The following is a 22,894-nucleotide window of genomic DNA, read 5'->3' on the forward strand; positions in this document are numbered from 1 at the left end:
TCAAATGCCCTGTGGCCTGCGGAAACGAGGCCATCGACAGTGGGTCGGCAACCATTGGTCCACACCTGTGAAGCGCCGCTGGTGGAGGCCTGACGCCCAGGCTCTCTCGTTACGGGAGGCCCGGGTCCGGACGGGGTGCGGCCAGTCGGGTGGCGTTGCGTGTGATGAGGGGTCTTCGGGTCGATAGTGGCGATAACGGACAGTGTCCCGGCGCCGAGGGCAGGCGCACACCCTCGAGGAGGCACCCATGCGTGGAGCCAGGCACGCCCTGTGGGCGGCGGTGGCCGCCCTCATGGCGGCCGCCTGTGGCGGGGGCGCGGACGGCGGCGGCACCGCGCCCGGGGTGTTCAGCTCCTCCTGGGGCGATCCGCAGAACCCGCTCGAGCCGGCCAACACCAACGAGGTCCAGGGCGGCAAGGTGCTCGACATGGTCTTCCGGGGGCTCAAGCGGTACAACCCGAGGACCGGCGCGGCCGAGGACATGCTCGCCGAGAGCATCCGGACGTCCGACTCGCGGAACTTCACCGTCACCGTCAAGGACGGCTGGACCTTCAGCAACGGGGAGCCGGTCACGGCCCGGTCCTTCGTCGACGCCTGGAACTACGGCGCGAGCCTGAGGAACAACCAGAGGAACGCGTACTTCTTCGGGTACATCGAGGGCTACGACAAGGTGCACCCGGCCTCCGGCACTCAGACCGCCGACACCCTCTCCGGGCTGAAGGTGACCGGCCCGCGTACCTTCACCGTCCGGCTGGGCCAGAAGTTCTCCACGTTCCCGGACACCCTCGGCTACGTGGCCTTCGCCCCGCTGCCCCGGGCGTTCTTCGACCACCACGCGGACTGGCTGAAGAAGCCCGTCGGCAACGGACCGTACCTGGTCCGCTCCTACACCCGGGGCTTCATGATGTCGCTGCGGAAGTGGGACGCCTACCCCGGCCCGGACAAGGCCCGCAACAAAGGCGTGGACCTGAAGGTCTACACCGACAGCAACACCGCCTACACCGATCTGCTGGCCGGCAACCTCGACCTCAGCGACGACGTGCCCGCCTCGCAGCTCAGGAACGTGAAGTCCGATCTCGGCGGCCGGTACATCACCGAGCCGGCCGGCATCATCCAGACCCTCGCCTTCCCCTACTACGACCCGCGCTGGAACAGACCGGGGACGGAGAAGGTCCGCACGGGCCTGTCCATGGCGATCAACCGGGACCAGATCACCGACACGATCTTCCACCACACCCGCACCCCCGCCAGTGACTGGACCTCACCCGTCCTCGGCACCGACGGCGGTTTCAAGGAAGGTCTGTGCGGTGACGCGTGCCGCTACGACCCGGGCCGGGCCAAGAAGCTCGTCCAGGAGGGCGGCGGACTGCCCGGCGGGCAGCTGAGGATCACCTACAACGCGGACTCCGGTTCGCACCGGGAGTGGGTGGACGCCGTGTGCAACTCCATCAACAACGCCCTCGGCAACGACCGGGCCTGCGTCGGCAACCCGGTCGGCACCTTCGCCGACTTCCGCAACCAGATCGCGCAGCACAAGATGTCCGGGCCGTTCCGCGCCGGATGGCAGATGGACTACCCGCTCATCCAGAACTTCCTCCAGCCGCTCTACTACACGAACGCCTCCTCCAACGACGGCAAATGGTCGAACAAGGACTTCGACAAGCTCGTCGACCGGGCGAACGCCGAGAGCGACAAGGCGGCCGCGGTGGGGCTGTTCCAGCAGGCCGAGGGGGTCGTGCGGGACGGCATGGCCGCCATCCCGCTCTGGTACCAGAACGGCAGCGCCGGCTACTCCCAGCGCCTCGCGAACGTGGCGCTCAACCCGTTCAGCGTCCCGGTCTACGACCAGATCGAGGTCCGCTGAGCCGCACGCCCGCCCGCCACCCCCGGAGGCCCCATGGGACGGTACGTCGTCAGGCGCCTGCTGCAGATGATCCCGGTCTTCTTCGGCGCCACCCTGCTCATCTTCCTGATGGTGAACGTGATGGGCGACCCCGTCGCCGGCCTGTGCGGCGAACGGCAGTGCGACCCCGCCACCGCGGCCCAGCTGCGCCGGGAGTTCGGCCTCGACAAGCCCCTCTGGCAGCAATACGCGACCTACATGGGCAACGTCTTCACCGGCGACTTCGGCACCGCTTTCAACGGGCAGAAGGTCACCGAGCTGATGGCGACCGCCTTCCCGCCCACCATCCGGCTCACGATCGTCGCGATCGTCTTCGAGGTCGTCCTCGGGATCGCGCTCGGCGTGGTCACCGGGCTGCGCCGGGGGCGGCCAGTCGACACCACCGTCCTGCTGCTCACCCTCGTCGTGATCTCCGTGCCGACCTTCGTCACCGGTCTGCTGCTCCAGCTCCTGCTCGGAGTGAAGTGGGGCTGGACCAGACCGTCGGTCTCCCCGGCGGCCACCGTCGGCGAACTGATCGTGCCCGGCCTGGTCCTCGCCTCCGTCTCCCTCGCCTACGTCACCCGGCTCACCCGGACCTCCCTCGCCGAGAACAGACGCTCCGACTACGTCCGCACCGCAGTCGCCAAGGGGCTGCCGCGCCGGCGTGTGATCACCCGGCATCTGCTGCGGAACTCGCTCATCCCCGTGGTCACCTTCATCGGCACCGACATCGGCGCCCTGATGGGAGGGGCGATCGTCACCGAGCGGATCTTCAACATCCACGGCGTCGGCTACCAGCTCTACCAGGGGATCCTGCGGCAGAACACGCAGACGGTCGTCGGGTTCGTGACCGTGCTCGTCCTGGTCTTCCTGGTCGCCAACCTGCTCGTCGACCTCCTGTACGCCGTACTCGACCCGAGGATCCGCTATGCCTGAGCAACCGCGGTACGAGCAGAAGGGGGCCGTCGCCGGGACGGGCATGGGCGGTGCCATGGACCTGGCCGCCAGCGAGGCGACCACCCTGCAGAGGGGACCGGAGGGCCCGGCCGGCCGGCCGCGGAGCCTCTGGTCCGACGCCTGGCGGGACCTGCGCCGCAACCCGGTCTTCCTCGTCTCCGCGCTGCTGATCCTCTTCCTCGTCCTGATCTCCCTCTGGCCGTCCCTGATCACCTCCGGCAACCCGCTCGTCTGCGAGCTCTCCAAGGCCCAGGAGGGCTCCCAGCCCGGGCACCCGTTCGGGTTCGACGGCCAGGGCTGCGACGTGTACACCCGGACGGTCTACGGCGCCCGCACCTCCGTCACGGTCGGCGTCTGCGCCACGCTCGGCGTCGCCGTCCTCGGCTCGGTCCTCGGCGGGCTCGCCGGGTACTTCGGCGGCGGCTGGGACGCGATCCTGTCCCGGGCCACCGACATCTTCTTCGCCATCCCAGTCGTCCTCGGCGGGCTCGTCCTGCTCTCCGTGGTGACCGGCAACACGGTCTGGCCGGTCGTCGGGTTCATCGTGCTGCTCGGCTGGCCGCAGATCTCCCGGATCGCCCGCGGCGCGGTCATCACCGCCAAACAGCACGACTACGTCCAGGCCGCCCGCGCCCTCGGCGCCTCCGACACCCGCATCCTGCTGCGGCACATCGCACCCAACGCGGTCGCCCCGGTGATCGTCGTCGCGACCATCGCGCTCGGCACCTACATCGCCCTGGAGGCCACCCTGTCGTACCTCGGCGTCGGGCTGAAGCCGCCGAGCGTGTCCTGGGGGATCGACATCTCCGCCGCCTCCCCGTACATCCGCAACGCCCCGCACGCGCTGCTGTGGCCCTCGGGCGCTCTGGCGATCACCGTGCTGGCGTTCATCATGCTCGGCGACGCGGTGCGCGACGCCCTCGACCCGAAGCTGAGGTGACGGCCGTGCTGCTCGAAGTGCGGGACCTGCACGTGGAGTTCCGGACCCGGGAGGGGATCGCCCGCGCGGTCAACGGGGTCGGCTACGCCGTCGACGCCGGCGAGACGCTGGCGGTGCTCGGCGAGTCCGGCTCCGGCAAGTCCGTCACCGCGCAGGCCGTCATGGGCATCCTCGACACGCCGCCCGGCCGGATCACCGGCGGCCGCGTCCTCTTCCAGGGGCGGGATCTGCTCACCCTCAAGGAGGAGGAGCGGCGCAGGATCCGCGGTGCCGGAATGGCCATGATCTTCCAGGACGCCCTCTCCGCGCTGAACCCCGTCCTCACCGTGGGCGACCAGCTCGGGGAGATGTTCGTCGTGCACCGGGGGATGTCGAAGAAGGACGCGCGCGCCCGGGCGATCGAGCTGATGGACCGGGTACGGATCCCGGCCGCCCGCCAGCGCGTGCGGGACTATCCGCACCAGTTCTCCGGCGGTATGCGCCAGCGCATCATGATCGCCATGGCGCTGGCGCTGCAGCCCGCGCTGATCATCGCCGACGAACCCACCACCGCCCTCGACGTCACCGTGCAGGCCCAGGTCATGGACCTGCTGGCCGAGCTGCGGCGCGAGTACGGCATGGGTCTGGTCCTCATCACCCACGACCTCGGTGTCGTCGCGGACGTCGCCGACCGGATCGCCGTCATGTACGCGGGCCGGATCGTCGAATCGGCCCCCGTGCACGACATCTACAAGAGCCCCGCTCACCCCTACACGCGGGGCCTGCTCGACTCCATCCCCCGTCTCGACCGCAAGGGCCGCCGGCTGTACGCCATCGAGGGCCTGCCGCCGAGCCTCACGCACATCCCGCCGGGCTGCCCGTTCCATCCACGCTGCCCCCTGGCCCGGGACGTGTGCCGCACCGACGATCCGCCGCTCTACGAGGTGGACGAGCAGCGGGAGAGCGCCTGCCACTTCTGGAGGGAGTGCCTGCATGGCCGGTCCTGAGACGATCCTGGAGGTCAGCGGGCTGGTCAAGCACTATCCGCTCACCCGGGGGATCCTGTTCAAGAAGCAGATCGGCGCGGTGCGGGCGGTCGACGGCGTCGACTTCGCGCTCGGCCGGGGCGAAACGCTCGGCATCGTCGGGGAGTCCGGGTGCGGCAAGTCGACGCTCGCCAGGCTGCTGGTCAACCTGGAGCCGCCGACGGCCGGTTCGATCCGGTACAAGGGCGAGGACATCACCCGGCTGTCCGGGCGCGCGCTGAAGGCGGTGCGGCGCAACATCCAGATGGTGTTCCAGGACCCGTACACCTCCCTCAACCCCCGTATGACGGTGGGCGACATCGTGGGGGAGCCGTACGAGATCCATCCCGAGGTCGCGCCCAAGGGGGACAGACGGCGGCGGGTGCGGGAGCTGCTGGACGTCGTCGGGCTCAACCCCGAGCACATCAACCGCTATCCGCACCAGTTCTCCGGCGGTCAGCGCCAGCGCATCGGCATCGCCCGGGGGCTGGCGCTGCGCCCGGAGATCATCGTGGCGGACGAGCCGGTCTCCGCGCTCGACGTGTCGGTGCAGGCCCAGGTCATCAACCTGATGGCGCGGCTCCAGGACGAGTTCGGGCTGAGTTACGTCTTCATCGCGCACGACCTGTCGATCGTGCGGCACATCTCCGACCGGGTCGGGGTGATGTACCTCGGGAAGATCGTGGAGATCGGCACCGACGAGGAGATCTACGAGCATCCCACGCATCCGTACACCCAGGCGCTGCTGTCCGCCGTGCCCGTGCCCGACCCGGCGGCACGGGAGCGCCGGGAGCGGATCATCCTCAGCGGTGACGTGCCGTCCCCGGCGGACATCCCCTCCGGCTGCCGGTTCCGCACGCGTTGCTGGAAGGCCAGGGAGCGGTGCGTGCTCCAGGTGCCGCCGCTCGCGGTGCCGGAGGAGTTCCGGGGGACGACGGGGCCGGCCGCGCACGATTCTGCGTGCCACTTCGCGGAGGAGATGCGTGTGGTGCCGCCGGAGGAGCCGCCCGAGAAGCCACCGGAGGAGCCGCATAACTCCGCAAACACACATGAAGTGCGTTAACACGCAGGCAACTTGGCTGACGCGATTCCGATATACGGACGCAGCACAGTGAACAGCGTACGGCCGTGCGGGTGCCGTAAACGGGCCGGGGTGCGCCATGTCACCCCGGCCCGTTGCTGCAGGGCTCGGCTCAGCCCAGGTCGAGAGCGCGTCGGAGGAAGTCCCGTTGGAGCAGCAGCAGGTTCTCCGCGACCGTTTCCTGGGGGGTCATGTGCGTCACGCCGGACAGCGGGAGCACCTCGTGCGGCCGGCCCGCGGCCAGGAGGGCCGAGGAGAGGCGCAGGGAGTGGGCCACCACGACGTTGTCGTCCGCCAGGCCATGGATGATCATCATCGGGCGGGCCGGATCCACCGCGTCCACCAGGCCCGCGTCGTCGATGAGCGAGTTGCGGCGGTAGACGTCGGGCTGCTCGCCGGGGTGCCCCAGGTAGCGCTCCTGGTAGTGGGTGTCGTAGAGCCGTAGGTCGGTCACCGGCGCGCCCACGACGGCCGCGTGGAAGACATCCGGGCGGCGCAGCACCGCCAGCGCCGCCAGGTAGCCGCCGAAGGACCAGCCGCGGATCGCGACCCGGGACAGATCCAGCGGGAAGTCGCCGGCCAGGGCGTGCAGCGCGTCCACCTGGTCCTGGAGCACGACCGCCGCGAGGTCGTCCTTGACCGACTTCTCCCAGGCGGGGGAGCGGCCCGGGGTGCCGCGCCCGTCGGCGACGATCACCGCGAAGCCCTGGTCGGCGAACCACTGCGAGGTCAGGTGCGGATTGTGCGCGGCCACCACGCGCTGTCCGTGCGGGCCGCCGTAGGGGTCCATGAGGACGGGGAGGGAGGCGTCACCGGAGTAGTCCGTAGGCATAAGCACGGCGCATGGGATTCGGCGTGCGCCCCCCTGCGTCAGTCGCACGCGCGGGGACAAACCGGGGTGTTCCGCATATGACGCCACGGTGGCCAGACGCTTGCCGTCGCGCAGCACCTGCACCTGGACGCCGGGGCGGCCGAGGACCGAGGAGACGAGCACGGTCACGGCCCCGGCACGCACCGCCGAGTGCACACCGGGCTCCTGCGACACGCGCTCCACGCCGAGTTCGTTCACCCGGTAGACATGGACCTCGCCGATCTCCGGGTCCGTAGCGGCCTCGCCCGCCGACGCGGCCACCAGCACATCCGCGTCCGCGACGTCGAGCACCGCCCGCAAGTGCAACTGCGGTCCGGTCAACGGCCGTTCCCCCACGGCGAGCACCCGCGCGCCGCCCTCGTCGGCGACCCGGACCAACTGTCCGGAGGGGCTCCAGCACGGCACACCGGCGAAAAGTTCCAGCCAATATGGATCTTCGTCCGCGTGCACCATCCGGGTCGCCCCGGTGTCCGGGTCCACCGCCAGGTACAGCTGGCTGCGCTGGTCCCGCGCCTGCACCAGAATCAGCGGTGCCCCCGCCGCTGACCAGTGCACTCGCGCCAGATACGGGTAGCGCGCCCGGTCCCAGACGACCTCCGTGCGCGTCCCGTCGAGGCCCACGACGAACAGCCGTACGTCCGCGTTGTCGGTGCCCGCAGCCGGGTACGGAACCCGCTGCGGTTCCTGGTCCGGACGCGCCGGATCGGAGATCCACCACCGCCGCACCGGCGTGTCGTCCACGCGCGACACGAGCAGCCGGTCGGACTCCGGCGACCACCAGAAACCCCGCGAACGGCCCATCTCCTCGGCCGCGATGAACTCGGCCAGGCCGTACGACACCGACTCCGACTCCGGCTCCGCGAGCGCCCGGTCGCCCTCGCCCTCCGCGCCGACCACGCGCAGCGCGCCCCCGCGCACGTACGCGATGTGCCGTCCGTCGGGGGCCGGGCGCGGGTCGATAACCGGCCCGGCCACGGGCAGTTCGCGCGCCGTGCCCGCGCGCAGCTCCGCCGTGAAGAGCCGCCCTGACAAGGCGAAAGACGCCAACTCCACGGCCGCGTCGGTGGCGTAGCCGACGATGCCGGCGCCGCCCTCGCGGCTGCGCTCCCGACGGGCGCGCTCCTCGGGCGGCAACTGCTCGGCGGCGCCCCCGAGGAGCACTCCCGGGTCGGCCGCGGGGCGCTCCTTGCCGTCCGCCAGGTCGAGGACCCACAACTGGTGCGCGCGGTCCGTGCCGGAGGTGGACCGCAGGAACACGACACGGGAACCGTCGGGCGCGACGGTGAACGCACGCGGCGCGCCGAGCGTGAACCGCTGGGTCCGCGCGTGCCGTCGGGGGAAGGAAGCAGGCTCGGTGGTCATGCCCTGACCATATTGGCCATGCGCCCCCTTGTGCGGCTGTGCGCCGATCGATGCGCACGTACGGATAGTTATGATCACTAGCGCATAGTGGGTATGAACGTGCTGCCCGCTGCGTGGATTTATCTGCTGGATTTGTCTGCCCCCATAGTCCGACCCCCCCGCGTCCTGGGATCTTTGGAGGTGAGCCGCCGTGGCACTCTCGATTTCGGCGGTGGTGCTGCTGGCGATCGTCGTCTTCCTTCTGATCAAGAAGTCCGGGTTGAAGGCGGGCCACGCGATCGTGTGCATGCTCCTCGGCTTCTACCTCGCCTCCTCCACGGTCGCACCCACGATCAGCGAGCTGACCACGAACATCGCGGGGATGATCGGCAGCATCAAGTTCTAGCGGCCCCGGACGGTAGGCCCCCTTCGTCCGCAGGGCCGGGTCTTCCGTGAGGGGGACCCGGCGGCCGGTGCTGCCGGGGGCGGAGGACGGTCGGCCTCGTAGGGTGGTCCCATGACGGATCTGCCCGACCGGCGTCTGCTCCTGGTGCACGCGCACCCGGACGACGAGTCGATCAACAACGGCGCGACCATGGCCAAGTACGCGGCCGAGGGCGCCCGGGTGACGCTGGTGACCTGCACCCTCGGCGAGGAGGGCGAGGTCATCCCGCCGGACCTCGCGCACCTCGCGCCCGACCGGGACGACGCGCGGGCCCGCACCGCGTCGGCGAACTGGCCGCCGCCATGGCCGAACTCGGCGTCGGCGACCACCGCTTCCTCGGCGGCCCGGGCCGCTACCGCGACTCCGGGATGATGGGCGCCGAGCAGAACCACCGGCCGGGCTCCTTCTGGTCCGCGGACCTGGACGAGGCGGCCGGCCACCTCGTGGCGGTCGTCCGGGAGGTATGCCCCCAGGTCCTCGTCACCTACGACCCCGACGGCGGCTACGGCCACCCCGACCACATCCAGGCCCACCGCGTCGCCATGCGCGCCGCCGACCTGGCCGCCGACCCCGGCTTCCGCCCGGACCTCGGGGAGCCCTGGCGGGTCACCAAGATCTACTGGAACCGGCTGCCGCGCTCGGTCGCCCGGGCCGCGTTCGCCCGACTCGGCGAGGTCCTCGACAAGACGCCCTTCGCCAAGGCCGCGAGCATCGACGACGTCCCCGGCGTGGTCGACGACGAAGTGGTCACCACCGTGATCGACGGCACGGCGTTCGCCGTCGCGAAGGCCGCGGCGATGCGCGCCCACGCCACGCAGATCGAGGTCGCCGAGCCGTACTTCGCGCTGTCCAACGCGCTCGCGCAGCCCCTCCTCACCACCGAGTACTACCAATTGGTGCGCGGCGAGCGAAGCGAGACGGGGGTCCCCCCCGCCGGAGGCTGGGGGAGCACCGAGGCCCGTGAGACGGATCTGTTCCGAGGAGTGGCCCCATGACGGCGTCGAGCAAACAGTCCAGCGCACTCGCACAGCCCCTGAGCCTGCCCTCGGCCGGCCGGACGGCCGCCTACCTCGGGCTACTGGTGCTCGGTGCGGTCGTCGGCGTGGCGGGCAGTCTGGTGCAGGGCGCCTGGTTCCCCGGCGGACTGCTCCTCGCGCTCGCGGGCGCGGCCGGACTCTTCCTGGGCGGGGCCCGGGCCACCGGGTCCCGAGCGGGGGCTCTCGCGCCCGCCGCCGGGTGGATGGTCGCCGTCGTTCTGCTCACCGCCAGCCGCCCCGAGGGCGACTTCCTGTTCGGCGCGGGCGTCGGCTCGTACCTGTTCCTGCTCGGCGGAATGGCCGTCGCTGTGATGTGCGCCACCCTTGCCCACGGGCGGCAACCCGGTCGCCCCGGCGCCCGACTTGGCAAGTGACGTACCACTTCGTCGTTGCGAGGCATGGGATGTCCCCCGCGAAACGCGGTGCGGACGTGGGGGTCCCGTGCGGGTTTCCCTCGCGGGGGCGGTCTACGTGGCGCAAGCGGCCAGTATGGTGGTGCGCGCCGCCGAGCCTCCCCCACGCTCTCGGCTTCGCTCGAGCAGGGGGGACCCCCACCTGTTGAGGTCGAAACAGGCGGTGGAGCCAACCGGGAGAACCTGCCTTGAGTCGTGAAACTGACAGCTCGTCCGCCGGGCCCAACGGGCGTGGCCCAGCCGCGTACCCGTCGGGGACGCCGCCGTACGGGACCCCCCTGGCTGCCGAGGACGGTGTCGACGCGAGCCGTTCGGCCTCGCCGTCGGAGGAACGCAAGACCGAGACCACGCTGACGACGCGCATCCGGATCAACATCCCCGGATCCCGGCCCATTCCGCCGGTCGTCGTGCGCACCCCCGTCGCGGACGCCGACAGCGCGACGGACGAAGCGGCCTCCGACACGCGGGCGACGAGCTCCGTGAGCGCGCTCAGCACCTTCGACCCGCCCGCCGAGCCCGCCGCGCAGTCCGAGGAGAAGACGGCGACGAGCGACTGGTTCGCGCCGCGCAAGTCCGCGGCGGCCAAGGGTGCTGCGGGCAGTGGGTCGACCAACGGCGCGGGGCTGCCCGGGGCTTCGGGCATACGAAGCGCGGGCGGCGCGTCGGGCGTGGGGGCGCCGGGCGAGGGCGCTGGTGCCGCAGCGGGTGCCGGTACGGGTGCGCGGGGCAGCAACGGGCCCTTCGGCGGCCCTGGTGCGCCGAGTGGTCCGGGCGCGGGTGGCACGCGACCAGGTGGCCCGGGGGCGAACGGCGCGGGTGGCGCGCGTCCCGGAGCTTCCGGTGCTCCGGGCGCACGACCCGGAGAGGTCACGGGCGGCGCGGGCTCCTTCGGCGCACGCCCGGGCGGTACGAACGGCGCGGGACTCCCGGGTGCCACCGGCGCCGGACCTGTCGCGCCGGGGCACGGCGGCGGCACCGGCTCCTTCGACGTGTCCGACGCGGTGGCGGCGAGCACGGCCTCCTTCCCGGTGATCGGCGCCGAGGAGAGCCCCGAACCCCGCCGCGACGGCCTTCCGTACTTCTCGGAGCCGGGCCGGCACGGCCCGTCCGGCCCGACCAGCGGCCCGGTCACCGGCGACAGCACGGTCGCCTCGGGCCCCGGCGGCCCCGGCCTGACCGCTCCCGGCACGGGTCCCGGCGGCCCGGGCCTCCTGGCGCCCGGCATCCAGAGCACCCACGGCGGACCACTGGGCCCGGGAGCCCCCGGAGCGTCCAGCGCGCCCGGCGTGCCCGGAGCCGCCACGGGCCAGGGCCGTCCCGGCGGCGGGCTCAGTGACGACACCGCGATCCTCACCCCGCAGAAGCCCGCCCCCGAACCGGGCCCCCAGGGCTTCGGCGGCCCCGGCGGCAACGTCTCAGGGCACACCGTCACCAGCGGCATCCCCGTCGTGCCGTCGGGCGACCGCAGCGGCCCGTTCGGCCCGGGCTCCCCGTCGCAGGCGCCGACGCCGCACACGACCCCGAAGCTGCCCGACGCGCCCAAGCAGCAGAACACCGCCGCCGCGAAGCCGGCCAAGAAGAAGGGCCGCAGCAAGCTGGTCCTCCTGGGCGGCGGCGTGGTCCTCGTCGCCGGTGTCGCCTACGGCGCCGGACTGCTCATGAACCACTCCGACGTGCCCAAGGGCACCACGGTGCTCGGCGTCGACATCGGCGGCGGCACCCGGGACGAGGCGGTCGAGAAGCTCGACGCCGCGCTGGGCAGCCGGATCGACAAACCCCTGCAACTGTCGGTCGACGGCAAGTCGGTCCCCCTCAGGCCGGACCAGGCAGGACTCCAGTTCGACAGCAAGGCCACCGTCGCCGCCGCCGCGACGAGCGACTACAACCCGGTGTCGGTGATCGGCTCGCTGTTCGGACAGCACCGTGTGGTCCAGCCCGTCATGCCCGTCGACGAGGAGAAGCTGCAGGCCGCCCTGCAGCGCGTCGCGGGCGGCTCCGGGTCGATGGTCGAGGGCACGATCAGGTTCGAGCCCGGCCGGGCGGTTGCCGTGTACGGCAAGGCCGGCAAGGGGATCGACGTCCCCGCGTCCGTCGCGGCCGTCGAGGAGGCGTACCGCACCCAGGTGGAGACCGGCTCCGGCACGCCCGTGCGGGTGGCCACCACGACCCGGCAGCCGACGGTCACGAACGCCGAGGTCGACCGGGAGATGAAGGAGTTCGCCGAGCCGGCGATGTCCGGCAAGGTGACGGTGCGGACGGACGCGACGCACGTGGTGCTGATGAGTCCGCAGAAGTCGCTGTGGAAGTTCCTGAGGGTGACGGCTGTCAACGGCAAGCTGGTCGACAAGCCCGACGTGACCGCCCTGAAGACGCTCTACGGCCAGGCGTTCGACGGCGTGCTCATCACCCGGGCCAACGGCCAGAAGACGCCTGTGACACCCCAGGACGTCTACGTCGCCCTGCGCCAGGCACTGCTGAGCAAGACCAACCGGGTCGCGGTCATCAACACGAACCCGAGCTGACCGCACCGCACAGGGGGCGCCCGGTGACGACCGGGCGCCCCCTGTCATGCCGCAGACATGACATCTGTCATGCCGGAGTGACGACACCCGGCACTGCCGTCCACGCCCCCGGCCCCGGGACGATGGGTCCATGACGACGACAGTGTCGGCCACCGACGTGGTGGTCGGGTTCGATCAGGTGACCAAGGCCTACGGGGACGTACGGGCCGTGGACGGCTTGTCGCTCGAGCTGCACCCGGGGGAGACCGTGGCCCTGCTGGGGCCCAACGGCGCGGGCAAGTCGACCACCCTCGACCTGCTCCTCGGGCTCAAGCCGGCCGACAGCGGCTCCGTGCGCGTGTTCGGGACCAGCCCGCGCGAGGCCATCGTCGCCGGGCGCGTGGGCGCCATGCTGCAGAGCGGCGGCCTGATGGACGAGGTCACGGTCGCCGAACTGGTCAAGCTCGGCTGCGATCTGCACCCGAGGCCGTACAAGGTCACCGACGTGCTCGCCCGCGCGGGCATCGCGCAGATCGCCGACCGCAAGGTCAACAAGCTCTCCGGCGGCCAGGCCCAGCGCGTCCGCTTCGCCCTCGCCACCGCCGGCGACAGCGACCTGATCGTCCTCGACGAGCCGACCACCGGCATGGACGTCTCTGCCCGCCATGCCTTCTGGGCCACCATGCGGGAGCAGGCGGACCAGGGGCGGACGGTCCTGTTCGCCACGCACTACCTGGAAGAGGCCGACGCGATCGCGGACCGCGTGCTCGTGCTGCACCGCGGGCGGCTCCTCGCCGACGGCACCGCCGCCGAGATCAAGGCGAAGGCCGGCGCCCGCCGCGTCCGCTTCGACCTTCAGGGGCCGATCGACGAGGCCCCGCTGCGCGCGCTGCCTTTCCTGACCGCGATGGACGTTTCCGGGCAGACCGTACGCATCCAGTCCTCCGACGCCGACGCGACCGTCCACGCGCTGTACGGGCTCGGCGTCTACCCCCGCAACCTCGAAGTCGCCGGGCTCGGGCTCGAGCAGGCGTTCGTCGCGATCACCGAGGCCGAGGAGGCCAAGCAGTCATGATCTCGCTCATCAGGCTGGAACTCACCCGCGCCCTGCGCAATCGCAAGTTCCTGTTCTTCTCGGTGATCTACCCGTCGGTCATCTTCCTGCTGGTCTCCAACCAGACGGGCAACGTCGACGGCACCGGCCTGAGCGTCGCGAAGTACGTCATGGTCTCCATGGCCTCCTTCGGCGCCCTGACCGCCGTCCTGATGGGCAACAGCGAGCGCATCGCCAAGGAACGGGAGGGCGGCTGGGTGCGGCAGCTGCGGCTGACCCCGCTGCCCGGGCGCGGGTACGTCCTCGCCAAGACGGCCGGCGCGGCCGTGGTGAGCCTGCCGTCCATCGTGGTGGTCTTCCTGGTCGCCGCCGCCGTGAAGGACGTACGGCTGGACACCTGGCAGTGGTTCGCCCTCACCGGCGTCATCTGGGCCGGCAGCCTGGTCTTCGCCGCGCTCGGCGTCGCCATCGGCTACCTCGCCTCCGGGGACGCGGTCCGCCCGATCACGATGATCGTCTACTTCGGCCTGTCGATCCTCGGCGGCCTGTGGATGCCGTCCTCCTCCTTCCCGACCTGGCTGCAGGACATCGCCAAGTGGCTGCCCACCCACGCGTACGCTGCCCTCGGACGGGCCATCGAACAGAGCCAGGCCCCCCACGCCCAGGACATCGCCATCCTTGTCGCCTTCTTCCTCCTCTTCGCGGGCGGCGCGGCCTGGCTGTACCGGAAGGACACGCTGAAGGCGTGAGCAGCATGACGGAAGACCTGCGGTCGGACGAGGTCCGGGCGGAGCGGCTGATGCGCATGGGCCGGCCGCCCCGCAACCGGCGCGAGCTGCTGCGCAAGATCCTGTGGATCGGCGTGTGGCTCGTCTTCCTCAGCTCGCCGGTCCACGACCTCGCCTCCGGCCGCCACACCACCGGCGGCACCGCGGCCGGCTGGCTGGGGCTGGCGGCCTTCGTCGCGGTCTATCTCTCGCTGCTCTTCCGGAACATGGGCAGGCCCTACACCCGCCGGTTCATCGGCGGCATCGTCGTCGTCCTCGCCGCACTCGCCACGCTGCTGAACCTCACCCTCGGCCCGTCGAACTGGCTGGGCCTGTTCGTGTACGTCTCCGTGGCCTGCGGAGCGACGCTCCCCCTGCGGACGGCGTACTGGGCGATCCCCGCAACGGGCGCCGTCATGGCCCTGGTGGGCTTCCAGGGCGCCGCGGCGGACGAGGTGGAGAACCTGCTGCTGCTGGTGGTGCTCATCGGCTACGCGATGACGGGCGTCGGCCAACTGGTGCGAACGACGATCGAGCTGCGCAAGGCCCGTGCCACCGTCGCCCAGCTCGCCGCCAACGAGGAGCGGCTGCGCCTGGCCCGCGATCTGCACGACCTGCTCGGCCACTCGCTGTCCTTGATCACGCTGAAGAGCGAGCTGGCCGGCCGCATGCTCCCCGACCACCCCGAGAAGGCGGCGCAGCAGGTGGCCGACATCGAACGGGTCAGCCGTCAGGCCCTCGTCGACGTGCGTGAGGCGGTCACCGGGTACCGGCGCCCGCGCCTGTCCGCGGAACTGGCGGGCGCGCAGGTCGCCCTCACGGCGGCCGGAGTCACGGCCGACATACCCGCGGAACCCGACCTCACCGGGGTCGCGGAGGAGAGCGAGTCCGTCCTCGCCTGGGCGCTGCGCGAGGCGGTCACCAACGTCGTACGGCACAGCGGCGCCGGCCGCTGCACGATAGAGGTACTGCAACGGCAGACCCTCGACGGGCGGATGCTGGAACTCTCCGTCGAGGACGACGGGTCGGGAGGCGCGGGCAACGGCCCGGGCAACGGCCTGACAGGGCTGACCGAGCGTCTGGAGAAGGCCGGCGGCACGCTGGAGGCAGAGCGCGTCCGGCATGGTTTCCGGCTGGTCGCACGCGTACCCGTGGGCGCCTCGCTCCACGTAGGATCCGGGGCATGAGCCGTGCGATCAAGGTCCTGCTCGCCGAGGACCAGTCGATGGTCCGCGAGGCGCTGGCCGCGCTGCTGGGCCTGGAGGAGGACATCGAGGTCGTCGCCCAGGTCGCCCGCGGTGACGAGGTACTGGCGGCGGCGCGCGCTCATGAGGTGGACGTGGCGCTGCTGGACATCGAGATGCCCGGCGCCACCGGGATCGAGGCGGCGGCCCAGCTGCAGCGCGAGCTGCCGGCACTGAAGGTGGTCGTGCTGACGACCTTCGGCCGCCCCGGCCATCTGCGCTCCGCGATGGAGGCGGGGGCCGCCGCGTTCCTGGTGAAGGACGCCCCGGCCTCCCAGCTCGCCGAGGCGGTACGGAAGGTGCTCGCCGGGGAACGGGTCATCGACCCCACGCTCGCGGCGGCCGCCCTGGCAGACGGCGCCAACCCGCTGACGGAGCGCGAACGCGAGATCCTGCGCGCGGCGGCGAGCGGCGCGACGAACGCCGAGCTGGCGGCTACGCTGCACCTCTCCCAGGGGACGGTCCGGAACTACCTGTCCACCGCCATACAGAAACTGGCGGTGAGGAACAGGGCGGAAGCCGTACGGATGGCTCGTGAGAAGGGCTGGCTGTAGCGGTACCTCTTCAGTTCAGCATGGCTCGTGCGGCCCGAGCCTGCCCGCGCACATGCTCCGCAGCCGCGTCATCAACGGCGGAGACGATGTCGGCGTACGCATCGAGCTCCGCGGCCCCCCGCAAGAACTCCCCGCGCTGCACCAGAAGCTGCGCGTGCTCGTACCGCAACCGCGCCGGATGCGAGGGCACCAGCAACGACAACTCCACCGCCCAAAGGGCGACATCCGACCGCTCGGGCCGAGTCGCGGCCCACGCCCGGATGTTGTTCAACACCCGCAGTACGACGTCCAGCGGATCGGCAGGGGTGAGCATCGAAGGATCGAGCGGCGCCCCCGTGGCGCCGGCGACCAGCATCTCGGCGTCACCCCCGGTCAGCACCCGGCCGCCGTCGAACGGATCGGCCAGCACCTGCTCGTCCGGCGGCCCGAACCCCACGACGAAGTGCCCGGGCAGTGCGACCCCGTACACCGGCGCCCCCGCCCGCCGCGCCACCTCGATCCACACCACCGAGAGCAGGATCGGCAGCCCGCGCCGCCGCCGCAGCACCGCGTGCAGCAACGACGACTCCAGTCGCTCGTAATCCGCGCCAGAGCCGCGGAACCCGCAGCGGTCCCCGAGGACGTCCGCCAGCGCCTCGGCCCAGGCCCGCGGCCCGTCCGGCCGGAACGCCACCAGCCCGGCCAGCCGGTCCAGCTCGATCTGCGCGGCGTCGATCCCGCCCTCGTCCAGCTCCCCGTCCGCCGCCGCGCCCACGAGCAGGCACAGCGTCGCGAGATCGGGCCGCTCGGACCGCGCCTCCTCGCCGAACCGCCGCCGCACCTCGGCGGCCCGCTCCGGTTCCGGGGGACGGGGGCCACGCATCACAACCTCGAACCCTCTCACGCCACCGGTCCGCGGGAGCCCTCCGGCTCCCGGTAGTGGTGATATGCATGATGCGCCCCGAAACCCAGTCCCGCGTACAGGGTCCGCGCACCCTCGTTGTCCGTCTCCACCTGGAGCCAGGCCGCCGAGGCGCCCTCGTCGAGGGCCTGCCGGGCCAGCGCCGCCATCACGGCGGTGGCCAGACCCCGCCGGCGCTGCTCCGGGTCGACCTCGACCGCCGCGAAACCGGCCCACCGCCCGTCCACCACGCACCGCCCGATCGCCGCCGGAGGGGCACCCTGAGCCCCCGGCACCGTCGCGAACCACACCGAGGGGCCTCCCCCACTCTCGGCTTCTCCCGAGCGGGGGGACCCCCATGAGCGGGGGGACCCCCCTCCCAGCACCTTCAGGGCCACCTCGCTCACCCCCTTGCGCTGGTAGCGGGCGAGCCACGCCTCGTCGGCCGTGCGGGACAGCTCCACCCCGGGCGCCTCGCGGTCCGCGAGCGGCGCCAGGGAGCCGGTCCACAGCTCGGCGGTCACCTCCCGCGTCCAGCCGCGCGCTTCGAGCTCCGCGCACAGCAGCTCCTGCGTGCCCTCCGCTCCGGTCGCGAGCTGTATGTAGGCGGGCAGGCCACGGTCCGTGTACCAGCGCCGTACGGCCGTCAGCGCCTCGTCCAGCGGCAGCCCCGGGTCGCCGAGGGGCAGCGCCGAGTTGGCCCGCCGCGTGAACCCGGCGGCCGCGCGCAGCTCCCACTCACCGAGCCGCTCCCGCTCCACCGGCTGCCAGGCCCGGGCGGCGATCCGCGCGAGCTCCTCGTAGGACGCCGCGGGACCCCTGCGACGCGCCGGGGCGGCGGGGACGACCTTGCCCGCGACCAGCGACGATTCCGCGATCTGGACGCTTTGGCCGTCCCGCCGTGTGATCAGCAGCACACCGTGGTCCCATGATGTGAGAACTCCGACCGTGTCGGTGAACTTCTCACCCTCGGCGGCATGTTCGTGCCACCGCCGTACGGAGACGCGTTTTCCCACGTCAGCAGCGGTGATGCGGATCTCGAGCCGTCCGCCCGCAGAGATTTCCACAGGTCAGTTCACCCCTCCTGTTCGGATCATGCCCCGGAACGGAGATACTAGGTGCGGGCATCGACGACGCCGCGCTCCCGCGCGCCAGGCGGCGGAGCCTGAGGAGGCCCGCCAGCGCCCTATCGAGGAGGAACGACAGCGTGACCTACGTCATCGCAGAGCCTTGTGTCGACGTCAAGGACAAGGCGTGCATCGAGGAGTGCCCGGTCGACTGCATCTACGAGGGCCAGCGGTCCTTGTACATCCACCCGGACGAATGCGTCGACTGTGGGGCCTGTGAACCGGTCTGCCCGGTCGAGGCGATCTTCTACGAGGACGACACTCCCGAGGAGTGGAAGGACTACTACAAGGCGAACGTCGAGTTCTTCGACGAGCTCGGCTCGCCCGGTGGCGCCAGCAAGCTGGGGCTGATCGAGCGCGACCACCCCTTCATCGCGGCGCTGCCCCCGATGAACCAGTAAGCGGCCCGGAGGCCGATCGTTCCGGTCCCGTGCGGTGCCCGCCGGGCGCCGCACGGGACCGAGGCGTTTGGCGCCCCTGCGCTCGCGCAGGAGCGCCCGTCGTAGCAGAAAGTGAGCCCGATCCCGTGTCCGCAGTCTCCGATCGCCCTCCCGTCTCCCGCCGCCACCCTTCCAAGGAGTCGCTTCGCGACCGCCTTCCCGTCTTCCCCTGGGACAAGCTGGAGCCGTACAAGAAGACGGCCGCCGCGCACCCGGACGGGATCGTCGACCTGTCCGTCGGTACCCCGGTCGACCCGGTCCCCGACCTGATCCAGAAGGCGCTGGTCGCGGCGGCGGACTCCCCGGGCTACCCGACCGTCTGGGGCACGCCCGAGCTGCGGGACGCGATCACGGGCTGGGTGGAGCGCCGCCTCGGCGCCCGCGACGTCACCCACCGGCACGTCCTGCCGATCGTCGGCTCCAAGGAGCTCGTCGCCTGGCTCCCGACCCAGCTCGGGCTCGGCCCCGGCGACAAGGTCGCCTACCCGCGCCTGGCCTACCCGACGTACGAGGTCGGCGCGCGCCTGGCCCGCGCGGACCACGTGGCCTACGACGACCCGACGGAGCTGGACCCGAGGGGCCTCAAGCTCCTCTGGCTCAACTCCCCGTCGAACCCGACGGGCAAGGTGCTGGGCAAGCAGGAGCTGACGAGGATCGTCGCCTGGGCCCGCGAGCACCGCGTACTGCTGTTCTCCGACGAGTGCTACATCGAGCTGGGCTGGGAGGCCGACCCCGTCTCGGTCCTCCACCCGGACGTGAACGGCGGCTCGTACGACGGCATCGTGTCGGTCCACTCCCTCTCCAAGCGCTCGAACCTGGCGGGCTACCGCGCGGCCTTCCTCGCCGGTGACCCCGCGGTCCTCGGCCCGCTCCTGGAGATCCGCAAGCACGGCGGCATGATGACGTCGGCGCCCACACAGGCCGCCGTGGTGGCCGCGCTGGGCGACGACACGCACGTCCGCGAACAGCGTGAGCGGTACGCGGCCCGGCGCACGGCCCTGCGCGCCGCCCTCCTCGAGCACGGCTTCCGGATCGAGCACAGCGAGGCGAGCCTGTACCTGTGGGCGACCCGCGACGAGTCCTGCTGGCAGACGGTGGCCCACCTGGCCGACCTGGGCATCCTGGTGGCGCCGGGCGACTTCTACGGCGAGGCGGGCGAGAAGTTCGTACGGGTGGCCCTGACGGCGACGGACGAGAGGGTGCGGGCGGCGGTAGAGCGCCTCGGCTGACGGCGGCTGCCTTCGAGGCGGCTGTCAGCCATCGGGCAGCATGCCGGCCGAGCTCAGCTGCAACAGACGGAGGGTCCAGGGAACGCTTCCCCGGACCCTCCGTCGCAAAAGGACCCGGCGTCAGCCGCCCAGTGGCAGCCCCTTCGGAAGCCCGCCCTTGGTCGCGCCCCCGAGCAGCCCGCCGGCCTGCCCCGCCACGTCCCCGGCCGCCTTCTGCGCAACCGGAGCCGCCGTCCCGACGACCTTCCCGCCGGTCCGGCTCACCGCCGGCACCGCCTTCCTGGCCGCCTGGCTGCCGGCCTTGACCGCGTGGCTGCCGGTGTCACCCGCGACCCCGGTGACCTGCTGCGCCGCACCGTCGGCCTTCTGGGCCGCGCCGTCGACGGTGGTGCCGACCTGCGCGGTGTCCAGGGCGGTCAGCCCACCGAGGTTCGGGGTGGCCGGCAGATCGGTCGTCGCCGCGCTGGCGGAGCCGGCCGCACCGACCACGGGCGCCGCTCCCGCCGCGATCAGCAGCGCGGCACGGGCGATCCGGTGGGTCAGGGGGAGGGACATGATGCTCCTTAGACGGGAGAGAACGGTGAAGTGTTCGACTGCGCCCGGGAGTTCGGCCGATTCGGCTGTTCATCGTTCCGGGCTCGGACGCAGTGACTACCGCTCGAAGCCCGCGAAGGTTGCGGTGGGCCAATGTAAAGAGTTGGTAATGCGTCGCATTATCAGGTGGGGATGAAATCGGGCAAACGGCAACCGGCCGGAAAGCCTGCCGAATCCTTACAGCCCTTTGTCCGCAAGGGGCCCGGGGCATACGCCGAAGGACCCGCAAAAAAGTGCGCGCCCCGTCGACGAGGCGCGCCGCGCATTACCCGCAGGAGTGAGAACTCGTACTGCTGCCCGGGCTACCCCCCGGTGACGATGCGGACTTCGGTGGCCGACGCCTTCTCGTCGCCGGAGCCGGTCGTACGCCACTCGCCGGCGAAGCCTCCGCGCGACCACTCGCGGCCCGCGAAGGAGACCCGGGAGATGTGCAGCGCCGTGGAGTTGGCCACCGCCCAGTGCGCCAGCTCCCAGCCGCGCTCACTGACGGTCCCCGAGGCGGTGGACCTCTTGGGTACCGGAATCGTCACCGCGTCGTCGGCGGCCCGCGTCGGCGTGGCCGTGGGGGACGGCGACGGGCGCCGGGGGCCACCTCCGCGCCGGCCGTCTGCAGCACGTCGCGCCCGAAGTCCCGTACCAGCGCGGCCCGCACCGCGTCGGGGCCCCCGGTGACCGTCGGCCCGGGGCGCCCCTGGCAGGTCAGCGTGCCCGCCGCACGGCCGGTCAGCGCGGCGGCGAGCAGTATGGCGTCCGGCTCGTGCTTCGCGTACGCCTCCGGATAGCCGCTGCGCTGCACCCGCTGCGCGGCGACCGTCAGCGGCAGACTCGTGTAGTCCGGCACCTTGGCCAGGTGCTCATAGAACACGCCCGCCGCGTACGTCGGGTCCATGATCTGCTTCTTGGTGCCCCAGCCCTGCGACGGGCGCTGCTGGAACAGGCCGAGGGAATCCCGGTCGCCGTGCTCTATGTTGCGCAGGCCCGACTCCTGCAGGGCGGTCGCGAGCGCGATGGTCACCGCGCGCTCCGGCATGCCGCGCGTGGTGCCGATGGCGGCGATCGTCGCCGCGTTCACCGCCTGCTCCGGGGTGAACTCGTACGAGGCGCCGTCGTCCTTTCCGGAGACGACCCGGCATCTCGGCGCTGCCGAACCGGTGAGGTACTGGACGACGAGATAGCCCGCGACGGCGAGCAGGACCACGAAGGCCGCCCCGAAACGGAGGAAGCGGCCACGTCGCACTGAAGGAGGGGACGGCTCTGACACGCCGTACAAGGTACTGGAGGTGAACAGCGGGTTGCCCGGCGCTGTGGACAACTCCTGTTGCAGGCCCGCGCGGTCGGGCGCGCTAGGGTCGAGGACATGGCCGATACCCCGCTTGACCTCACGCTGGACGCCGCTCGGCTCACCGCGCGGCTCGTCGACTTCCCCTCCGAGAGCGGCACCGAGAAGCCCTTCGCGGACGCCATCGAGGCGGCGCTGCGCGCCCTGCCGCACCTGACGGTCGACCGGTACGGCAACAACGTGGTGGCACGTACGCACCTGGGACGTCCGCAGCGCGTCATCCTGGCGGGGCACATCGACACGGTCCCGATCGCGGACAACGTGCCTTCCCGCCTGGACGCTGACGGCGTGCTGTGGGGCTGCGGCACCTGCGACATGAAGTCGGGCGTCGCCGTTCAGCTCCGCATCGCGGCGACGGTCCCCGAACCCAACCGTGATCTGACGTTCGTCTTCTACGACAACGAAGAGGTCGACGCACACCTGAACGGTCTGAAGCATGTGTCCGAGGCCCACCCGGAGTGGCTGGAGGGCGACTTCGCCGTGCTGCTCGAGCCCTCGGACAGCCAGGTCGAGGGCGGCTGCCAGGGCACGCTGCGGGTGCAGCTGAGGACCAGGGGTGAGCGGGCCCACTCGGCGCGCGGCTGGATGGGCTCGAACGCGATCCACGCGGCGGCCCCGATCCTGGCCCGCCTGGCAGCCTACGAACCGCGCCACCCGGTGATCGACGGCCTGGAGTACCGGGAGGGCCTGAACGCGGTCGCCGTCTCAGGCGGGGTGGCCGGGAACGTGATCCCGGACGAATGCGTCGTGACGGTCAACTTCCGATACGCGCCGGACCGCAGCGAGGAGGAGGCGGTCGCGCACGTCCGTGAGGTGTTCGCGGACTGCGGCGTGGCGGAGTTCGAGGTGGTCGACCAAAGCGGCGGCGCTCTGCCGGGGCTCTCGCACCCGGCCGCGGCGGCGTTCATCGAGGCGGTCGGGGGCACCCCGATGCCCAAGTACGGCTGGACGGACGTCGCCCGCTTCAGCGCGCTCGGCGTCCCGGCGGTCAACTACGGTCCCGGCAACCCGCTCCTCGCGCACAAGCGGGACGAGCGGGTGGAGACGGCGAAGGTCCTCACGGCGGAGGAGCGCCTGCGCGCCTGGCTGACGTCCTGACCTGCCGCCGGACGTGGGGGACGGTCGCCCGAGCCGGACATGCGCACGTCCCCCCTCCGTAACCCGCGCGGATCTACGCTGGGGTGGAACCAC

General features: G+C 71.7%; 19 protein-coding genes and 2 pseudogenes. 16 read left to right on the forward strand and 5 right to left on the reverse strand.

The genetic code is table 11. The features are described 5' to 3' along the window. The first annotated feature begins 247 nt into the window (after positions 1-247). The 5 genes from N8I84_RS25795 to N8I84_RS25815 are packed head-to-tail and all read left to right on the forward strand — an operon-like array spanning position 248 to position 5,849. Positions 248-1,864, forward strand: a complete 1,617-nt coding sequence (locus N8I84_RS25795) for a peptide ABC transporter substrate-binding protein (RefSeq protein WP_263231845.1) — start codon at positions 248-250, stop codon at positions 1,862-1,864. 33 nt (positions 1,865-1,897) lie between these two features. Beyond that, entirely contained in the window at positions 1,898-2,821 is a 924-nt protein-coding gene (locus N8I84_RS25800; RefSeq protein WP_263231847.1) for an ABC transporter permease, read from the forward strand. Beyond that, positions 2,814-3,782, forward strand: coding sequence for an ABC transporter permease (locus N8I84_RS25805; RefSeq protein WP_263231849.1), 969 nt, complete (start codon positions 2,814-2,816; stop codon positions 3,780-3,782). Before N8I84_RS25800 ends, N8I84_RS25805 begins: the two co-directional genes overlap by 8 nt. Before the next feature lie 5 nt (positions 3,783-3,787). Beyond that, positions 3,788-4,768, forward strand: coding sequence for an ABC transporter ATP-binding protein (locus N8I84_RS25810; RefSeq protein ID WP_263231851.1), 981 nt, complete (start codon positions 3,788-3,790; stop codon positions 4,766-4,768). Further along, a complete protein-coding gene (locus tag N8I84_RS25815; protein ID WP_263231852.1) occupies positions 4,755-5,849 on the forward strand; it encodes an ABC transporter ATP-binding protein in 1,095 nt (364 codons plus the stop codon). The genes N8I84_RS25810 and N8I84_RS25815 overlap by 14 nt, the downstream gene beginning before the upstream one ends. Before the next feature lie 130 nt (positions 5,850-5,979). Here the strand turns inward: N8I84_RS25815 and N8I84_RS25820 are convergent, their stop codons facing one another. Next, positions 5,980-8,100 (reverse strand): S9 family peptidase, encoded by a 2,121-nt coding sequence (locus tag N8I84_RS25820; protein WP_263231853.1) that lies wholly within the window; start codon positions 8,098-8,100, stop codon positions 5,980-5,982. A gap of 190 nt (positions 8,101-8,290) precedes the next feature. On the opposite strand from N8I84_RS25820, the gene N8I84_RS25825 reads away from it, so the two are divergent. From N8I84_RS25825 to N8I84_RS25860, 8 genes and pseudogenes are all read left to right on the forward strand, one after another. Next, a complete protein-coding gene (locus tag N8I84_RS25825; protein WP_059128380.1) occupies positions 8,291-8,485 on the forward strand; it encodes a hypothetical protein in 195 nt (64 codons plus the stop codon). Positions 8,486-8,596: 111 nt separating this feature from the next. After that, positions 8,597-9,519 (forward strand): annotated as a pseudogene (gene mshB, locus N8I84_RS25830) (N-acetyl-1-D-myo-inositol-2-amino-2-deoxy-alpha-D-glucopyranoside deacetylase). Then, complete coding sequence (locus N8I84_RS25835) at positions 9,516-9,935, forward strand: DUF6113 family protein (RefSeq protein ID WP_263231855.1); 420 nt, start codon at positions 9,516-9,518, stop codon at positions 9,933-9,935. The pseudogene mshB and the gene N8I84_RS25835 overlap by 4 nt, the downstream one beginning before the upstream one ends. A 227-nt stretch (positions 9,936-10,162) precedes the next feature. Then, positions 10,163-12,496 (forward strand): hypothetical protein, encoded by a 2,334-nt coding sequence (locus N8I84_RS25840; RefSeq protein ID WP_263231856.1) that lies wholly within the window; start codon positions 10,163-10,165, stop codon positions 12,494-12,496. A 130-nt stretch (positions 12,497-12,626) separates the two neighbouring features. Further along, positions 12,627-13,550: an ABC transporter ATP-binding protein gene (locus N8I84_RS25845; protein ID WP_263231858.1), complete on the forward strand. Its 924-nt coding sequence runs from the start codon at positions 12,627-12,629 to the stop codon at positions 13,548-13,550. Next, entirely contained in the window at positions 13,547-14,278 is a 732-nt protein-coding gene (locus tag N8I84_RS25850) for an ABC transporter permease (protein WP_263231860.1), read from the forward strand. The genes N8I84_RS25845 and N8I84_RS25850 overlap by 4 nt, the downstream gene beginning before the upstream one ends. A 5-nt stretch (positions 14,279-14,283) precedes the next feature. Next, positions 14,284-15,483: a sensor histidine kinase gene (locus N8I84_RS25855; RefSeq protein ID WP_263234888.1), complete on the forward strand. Its 1,200-nt coding sequence runs from the start codon at positions 14,284-14,286 to the stop codon at positions 15,481-15,483. Continuing rightward, a complete protein-coding gene (locus tag N8I84_RS25860; protein WP_263231862.1) occupies positions 15,480-16,094 on the forward strand; it encodes a response regulator transcription factor in 615 nt (204 codons plus the stop codon). The genes N8I84_RS25855 and N8I84_RS25860 overlap by 4 nt, the downstream gene beginning before the upstream one ends. 10 nt (positions 16,095-16,104) lie before the next feature. On the opposite strand, the gene N8I84_RS25865 is transcribed toward N8I84_RS25860, so the two are convergent. Together N8I84_RS25865 and N8I84_RS25870 are read right to left on the reverse strand one after the other, a co-directional pair. Beyond that, positions 16,105-16,956 (reverse strand): transglutaminase-like domain-containing protein, encoded by an 852-nt coding sequence (locus tag N8I84_RS25865; RefSeq protein ID WP_263231864.1) that lies wholly within the window; start codon positions 16,954-16,956, stop codon positions 16,105-16,107. A gap of 17 nt (positions 16,957-16,973) precedes the next feature. Continuing rightward, positions 16,974-18,041, reverse strand: coding sequence for a GNAT family N-acetyltransferase (locus N8I84_RS25870; RefSeq protein WP_263231865.1), 1,068 nt, complete (start codon positions 18,039-18,041; stop codon positions 16,974-16,976). 140 nt (positions 18,042-18,181) lie between these two features. Between N8I84_RS25870 and fdxA the strand changes: the two genes are divergently transcribed. Both fdxA and N8I84_RS25880 read left to right on the forward strand, forming a co-directional pair. Then, entirely contained in the window at positions 18,182-18,502 is a 321-nt protein-coding gene (gene fdxA / locus N8I84_RS25875) for a ferredoxin (RefSeq protein WP_043443616.1), read from the forward strand. Positions 18,503-18,627: 125 nt separating this feature from the next. After that, positions 18,628-19,770: a bifunctional succinyldiaminopimelate transaminase/glutamate-prephenate aminotransferase gene (locus N8I84_RS25880; RefSeq protein WP_263231869.1), complete on the forward strand. Its 1,143-nt coding sequence runs from the start codon at positions 18,628-18,630 to the stop codon at positions 19,768-19,770. Positions 19,771-19,890: 120 nt separating this feature from the next. Here N8I84_RS25880 and N8I84_RS25885 read toward each other — a convergent pair whose 3' ends face one another. Next, positions 19,891-20,325 carry an ATP-binding protein gene (locus N8I84_RS25885; protein WP_263231871.1) on the reverse strand — a complete coding sequence of 145 codons (435 nt, stop codon included), beginning with the start codon at positions 20,323-20,325 and terminating at the stop codon, positions 19,891-19,893. A gap of 341 nt (positions 20,326-20,666) precedes the next feature. Next, positions 20,667-21,625: pseudogene (locus N8I84_RS25890) on the reverse strand (heavy metal transporter). Between the two features lie 96 nt (positions 21,626-21,721). On the opposite strand from N8I84_RS25890, the gene dapE reads away from it, so the two are divergent. Continuing rightward, positions 21,722-22,801, forward strand: a complete 1,080-nt coding sequence (gene dapE, locus N8I84_RS25895; protein WP_263231872.1) for a succinyl-diaminopimelate desuccinylase — start codon at positions 21,722-21,724, stop codon at positions 22,799-22,801. The last annotated feature ends 93 nt before the right edge of the window (positions 22,802-22,894 follow it).

The sequence above is a fragment of the Streptomyces cynarae genome (assembly GCF_025642135.1).
GTDB lineage: Bacteria > Actinomycetota > Actinomycetes > Streptomycetales > Streptomycetaceae > Streptomyces > Streptomyces cynarae.